The 5,724-nt window shown below is 69.4% G+C and carries 7 protein-coding genes; 3 read left to right on the top strand and 4 right to left on the bottom strand.

Features of this window, described 5'->3' with window-relative positions; genetic code table 11:
* Positions 1-100: 100 nt before the first annotated feature.
* Both B3547_RS12820 and B3547_RS12815 read right to left on the bottom strand, forming a co-directional pair.
* Complete coding sequence (locus tag B3547_RS12820; protein ID WP_292963746.1) at positions 101-724, bottom strand: ParB-like protein; 624 nt, start codon at positions 722-724, stop codon at positions 101-103.
* A 2-nt stretch (positions 725-726) separates the two neighbouring features.
* On the bottom strand, positions 727-2,334 hold the full coding sequence (locus tag B3547_RS12815) for a SulP family inorganic anion transporter (protein ID WP_292963747.1): 1,608 nt from the start codon (positions 2,332-2,334) through the stop codon (positions 727-729).
* A 171-nt stretch (positions 2,335-2,505) separates the two neighbouring features.
* Between B3547_RS12815 and B3547_RS12810 the strand changes: the two genes are divergently transcribed.
* Genes B3547_RS12810 through B3547_RS12800 form a run of 3 tightly spaced genes read left to right on the top strand, consistent with a single transcriptional unit; the run spans position 2,506 to position 4,822 of the window.
* Entirely contained in the window at positions 2,506-3,711 is a 1,206-nt protein-coding gene (locus B3547_RS12810) for a toxic anion resistance protein (RefSeq protein WP_124809675.1), read from the top strand.
* An 11-nt stretch (positions 3,712-3,722) separates the two neighbouring features.
* Positions 3,723-4,517: a hypothetical protein gene (locus tag B3547_RS12805; RefSeq protein WP_292963744.1), complete on the top strand. Its 795-nt coding sequence runs from the start codon at positions 3,723-3,725 to the stop codon at positions 4,515-4,517.
* The gene (locus tag B3547_RS12800) at positions 4,517-4,822 is read left to right on the top strand and encodes a polyhydroxyalkanoic acid system family protein (protein WP_292963741.1); all 306 of its coding nucleotides are present in this window, start codon (positions 4,517-4,519) and stop codon (positions 4,820-4,822) included. The genes B3547_RS12805 and B3547_RS12800 overlap by 1 nt, the downstream gene beginning before the upstream one ends.
* Positions 4,823-4,853: 31 nt before the next feature.
* Here B3547_RS12800 and B3547_RS12795 read toward each other — a convergent pair whose 3' ends face one another.
* Together B3547_RS12795 and B3547_RS12790 are read right to left on the bottom strand one after the other, a co-directional pair.
* Positions 4,854-5,297: a DUF2721 domain-containing protein gene (locus tag B3547_RS12795; protein ID WP_124809678.1), complete on the bottom strand. Its 444-nt coding sequence runs from the start codon at positions 5,295-5,297 to the stop codon at positions 4,854-4,856.
* Positions 5,298-5,390: 93 nt separating this feature from the next.
* The coding region (locus B3547_RS12790) for a TonB family protein (protein ID WP_292963738.1) at positions 5,391-5,724 on the bottom strand (334 nt) is incomplete at its 5' end.

Below are 5,724 nucleotides of genomic sequence, written 5' to 3'. Positions count from 1 at the left end.
CTCCCGCAAGCGGGAGGGGAGCGAGGCTTGCGCCGCCGCACGCGGTGTTAGCCGCAGCGGGGAGGGCTTTCCGCGCTCCGGGTCTGCAAGCGATACGTTCCTATTCCTCCACCCCCGCGAACCCAGGTAAATACGCCGCCTCGTGCGCGCGCACCGCGTCCAGCGCCTTGGCCAGAGCGCGGGGGTAGTGGCGGGCGATCTGCTTGGTCGACACGCGGCCGCGCAGGAAATCGGCCCAGAGGAATTCGGCATAGGGCGTGGGCGACTTGGCGTAGCCGCCGGCGCGACGGACTTCGCCGGCCAGCGAGCGGTAAGGGTCGTCGGCCAGATCGTCGAGCCGCTTGGGCAGGGCCTTCAGCGGCTGCCGCTGCCCCTTGGCGTCATAGGGATGCAGCCAGTTGCGGTTGTCGAGGAAGGTCAGGAACCGGTCGCGCGGGAGGTGATCGAGCTTGGCGACGACGCTGACCAGCACGTGCTCCACCCCTTCGCGCAGCAGCGCGAGCGCCAGGTGGTGGTGATCGATCAGCCACGGCACCTGCTTCGGCCCGATCACCACCGGGATCATGTGCCGGCCGAGGTATTCGCCGCCCGCTTCCGCCACCTGCTGCCGCCAGGCGTGCTGCTTGCGTTCGACCTCGATGAAGCCGACCGTCATCTGCGTGGGCCGCAGCCGCCGCAGTTCGACCGGATGTAGCAGCGGTTCTATCCTCTGGGCCATCGCCATCGTCATTGCTCCCGCATTGCTTGCGCCACCGCGTCGGCGACGCTGAACGTTCCCGTGGCGGCCACGCCGTCCAGCCCGCTCGCCGCCAGCACGGCGCGGGCGCGATCGTGCAGCCGGGCGAGGATCACGCGGCGGCCCGCCTTGCCCTCGGCGCCCACGAATTCCCCCAGTGCCTCGACGGCGGTGCTGTCGAGATCGGCGCTCTGTTCCAGGCTGAGCACGACGGTATGGGCGCCGTCGCGCGCGGCCATCCGCGCCACTTCCGCCAGCGCGCCTTCGGCGTTGGCGAAGAACAGCGGCGCGTTGGGGCGGTAGATGCCCACGCCGGGCAGGCCGCGCGCATCGGCGTGCTGGCGCATGTCGACGAAATCGTGCCCGTCGCCCACGCGCCCCAGCGCGCTGATGCGCGGGCGCGCATACGTGTGGAGCAGCGCGGCGACCGAGAGCGCCACCGCCGCCAGCATCCCGTTGAGCACGCCCAGCGTCAGCACGCCCAGCGCCGCACCTACCGCGATCCACTGGTCGCGGTCCAGCCGGAACAGGCGCACGAGCGGCCCTGGCGACAGCGCGTGGGCCAGCGCGGCGATCACTACGGCCGCCAGCACCGGTTCGGGAATCGCGGCGATCAGGCCGGTGGCGAACAGCGCCAGCAGCAGCACCGCCAGCGCCGCCGTCAGCGCGGTGAGGCGCGAGTGCGCGCCCGCCGCCTCGCTCGCCGCGCCGGCGGAAAAGCCCGCGCCCACCGGCATCCCGCGCACCAGCGCCGAGGCCATGTTGGTCACCCCCAGCGCGACGAGTTCGCGGTTCGATTCGATCGCGTCGCCGTGGCGCAGGGCCATGGTGCGGATCGTGCCCCAGCTTTCGGCAAAGAGGATCAGCGCGATCGGCACCGCCAGCTGCGCCATCCGCGCCCATTCGCCCGGCGCCAGCACGGGCAGGTCGAAGGCGGGCGCGCTCAGCCGGATCGCGCCCGCCAGCGCGACGCCGTGCGCCGAGAGGTCCAGCCCCACGCTGGCGAGAATGCCCGCCGCCAGCACCGCCAGCGTCACCGGCACGCGCGGCCAGCGCGCCCGCACCAGGACCAGCAGCGTCAGCGCGGCCAGGCCGATCAAGGCGCTGGCGGGATTGGCCCGGCGCAGCCCGCCCGCGATCTCCGCCGCCATGGCCGCGATGTTGCCCGCGGCGATACCGGCGATGCCCAGCAGCTTGGGCAATTGCCGGATGACGATGGTGATGGCGAGGCCGAAGGCGAAGCCGCGCAGCACCGCGCGCGAGACGAAGGCGGACAGGCTGCCCAGCCGGAACAGCGCCGCGCCCAGGAAGATCAGCCCGGTCATGCCCACCAGCACCGTCGCCAGCACCGCGCGCGTCGCGGCATCGCCCGGCAGGCTGGCCAGCGCGGCGGCCAGGATCGCGGCGGACGAGGACGTGGGCGAAACGATCGCGAAGCGGCTGCGCCCGACCAGCGCATAGGCGAACCCGCCGGCGATTCCGGCGGCCAGCGCCCGCGCCGGGTCCAGCCCGGCAATGCCGGCATAGGCCACGCCTTCGGGAATCATCAGCCCCGCCACGGCCAGCCCGGCGACAAGGTCTTTCGGATCGAACCTGATCGCTGTTCCCTCCTTGGCCCCCGGTGCGCTTCATCGCTACGCCCGTTCGGGCGCAAGGTCGATACGGCTTCGCAGCCGGTGAGGCTGTGTTATTTGCATAATACAGCTTGCGTGACGGAACGGCTTTCCCCATCTATCGTGGCATAACCGCCCTCAACGAGCGAAACGACCATGGCCACGACACCCACCGAAACCATCAGCCCGATCACCCTGACCCCGCCCGATCCGGTGCCGGTCGTCGCGCCCGCGCAGGCGGCGGGCCTGGTGCCCGTGTCCGACGAGAACCGCGGCAAGCTGGAAGCCAAGGTCGATGCCTTCGTCGCCGATCTGGTCGCGCAGGACGCGGCCAGCCCCGAATTCGGCAAGCGGGTGGATCAGCTTACCAACATGGGCCGCAAGGAAATCGTGGCCGCCGCGGGCATGTCGAACCGCTTTCTCGACCGGCCGATTCGGGCGATGGACAAGGACAGCGGCGTCGGCGCCGATCTCGCCCAGCTGCGCCGGACGGTGGAGGACCTCGATCCCGGCCGGCAGGGCAATCTCTCCTCGCCGCGCAAGTTCCTCGGCATCATCCCGTTCGGCAACAAGCTGAAGAACTACTTCGACGGCTACACCTCGGCGCAGGGGCACATCAAGTCGATCCTCGACCGGCTCGCCTCGGGCAAGGACGAGCTGCTGATGGACAATGCCGCGATCGACGTGGAGCGGCAGAAGCTGTGGGAAGCCATGGGCAACCTGGAGCAGATGATCCACATCTCGAAGACACTGGACCAGAAGCTGGAGGACGCCGCCAACGACCTCGACGCGACCGATCCGGCCAAGGCCAAGGCGATCCGCGAATCCGCGCTGTTCTATACCCGCCAGCGCACGCAGGACTTGCTGACACAGATGGCGGTGACGGTGCAGGGCTATCTCGCGCTCGATCTGGTCAAGAAGAACAACGTCGAACTGGTCAAGGGCGTCGACCGCGCCAGCACCACCACGGTCGCCGCGCTGCGCACCGCCGTCACCGTGGCGCAGGCGATGACCAACCAGCGGCTGGTGCTGCAGCAGATCACCGCGCTGAACACGACGACCGCCAACATCATCGATTCGACTGGCAAGCTGCTGCGCGAACAGACCGGCAAGATTCACGAGATGGCCGCTTCCAGCACGATCCCGCTGGAAACGCTGCAGCGTGCGTTCCAGAACATCTACGACACGATGGACACCATCGACACGTTCAAGCTGAAAGCGCTCGACGCGATGAAGCAGACGGTGACGACGCTTTCGGGCGAGGTCGAGAAATCCAAGGGCTATATCGCGCGGGCCGAAGGCGCTTCGCAGGCCAAGCTCGCCGGCCCCGAAACCTCGCCGCTGCTGAGCCTTGAAGGCTGATGGACCGGACGATGGCCGGCGAATCGCATGACAGTCAGCGCATTCTGACCGAAGCACGGGCTTCGCTGGTCCGCCAGCAGGCCGGCGGGCGGCGCGTGGGCGGGCGCTCGATCGGGCAGCGTTCGGCCGAGATGAAGCGCCAGCATGTCGCGCGCAAGGCGGCGCGCATGGCCATGGCGGTGGGCGTGATCCTGGTCGCGGCGATGGGCGTGGGCCTGGCCATCGACGGGATCGGCGTGACCGGCCTGATGCTGATGGTGCTGACGATCGCGGCGGCGCTGTTCTTCTTCGGCCGCTATCCGCGCCTGAAAGTGCCCGATCTGGCCGCGCTGAACACCGGCAACGTCCGATCCATGGTGGGGCGCACCGAACTGTGGCTGGAAGCGCAGCGCCCGGCGCTGCCCGCGCCGGCCGTGCAGCTTGTCGACCAGATCGGCGTGCAGCTGGACGGGCTGGGGGTGCAGCTCGAAGGGATCGACCCGGCCGAACCCGCCGTCGCCGAAGTGCGCAAGCTGGTGGGCGAACACCTGCCGGGCATGGTCGAAAGCTATCGCCGCATTCCCGCACACCTGAAGCGGGAGGAACGCGGCGGGCGCAATGCCGATCAGCAGCTGGCCGATGGCCTGGGCAAGATCAGCCGCGAGATCGACGAGATCACGCGCAAGCTGGCCGCCGGCGACATCGACGATCTGGCCGTGCGGGGACGCTACCTTGACTACCGCTATGGCGAAGGGCTGGGAGAGGCCGATGCGGCGCCCCAATGGGCCGCGCCTGTTACCCCCGCCGCCCCGCCGGAGAACACCTGATGCGCGTCGCCATTCCCCATTCGCTTGGCAAGGACGAAGTGCGGCGCCGGATGCAGGAAAAGGCCGGCAAGGCGTCGGCCAAGGCCAGCGATCTGCTGGGCAGCCTGGCCTCGGTCGACATGGCCTGGTGCGACGAGGACCATCTGGCGATGGACGTCTCGGCCATGGGCTTCACCGTCCCCTGCGCGGTCACGCTGGAAGAGGCGGAACTGGTGATCGACGTGACCATGCCCGATGGCCTCGGCTTCGCGCGGCGGATGATCGAGGGCGTGATCCGCGAAAAGGGCGAGAAGCTGCTGGCGTAGCAAGACCGCGATCAGGCCGCGTCGTGGCCGCTCACAGATCGCGGCGTTCCAGTTCCAGCAGTTCCTGCGGCAGCCGCAGCGTCTGCGCCACCAGCCGGGTTTCGAGCAGCAGGTAGATCAGCGCCACCATCAGCAGGGCGATGGCAAGGAAGAACGTGACGCTGGTAACGTGGCGCAGCTCGAATCCGTTGATATCGCCGATGAACAGCGTGCCGACCGTGACCCCGATGGCCAGCCCCGAGCAGACCAGCAGCAGCAGGGCGTGGCCGATCAGCTGGATGCGCCGGTCGACATAGCGCAGTTCCACCACCACGCGATCGTGCTCCGCCCCGTGCGTTTCGGCATGCAGCTTCTGCAGCGCGCGCGAACGGTCGACGATCCGGCCCAGCCGCGTGGTCAGGATGTTCATGATGTTGCCGATCGCCACCAGCACGAAGACCGGGGCGAGCGCGAGCTGGATGGTCTGGGCGATCATGGACCCAGTTTCGCGGCAAGCGCGCCGCGCCGCAAGGGGTGGGGATACGAATTACCGCGCCCCCGCCCCGCCCGGTGCGGGATAATCCGGGAATCAGGGCGCGAAGAAGCGCTGCTCCCAGCCGTAGACCGATTCCAGCGCATCGCCATTCTGGTCCAGCGCCGGGCGGAACCGGAAGCGGTCGATGGCAAGGCGGCAGGTGATGCCATCCGCCTCGGGATCGCCGCTGCGCTTGCGCACCGTGCAGCCTTTCACCCGGCCATCGGTGCCGACGGTGAGCGCGACGATCACGCCGGTGCCCAGCCGGCTGGCGCGCGAGGCGGCCGGGTAATCGCGCGTGGAGGTGATGTCACCGGCGATCTTGACCGCCTTCTGCGCCACAAAGCGCCCGCCCGCGCCGTCGCCGTTGCCACCGCTGCCCGTGCCG

The organism is Novosphingobium sp. UBA1939, assembly GCF_002336885.1.
Lineage (GTDB): Bacteria > Pseudomonadota > Alphaproteobacteria > Sphingomonadales > Sphingomonadaceae > Novosphingobium.
This window is presented reverse-complemented; position numbering and strand designations above follow the sequence as displayed.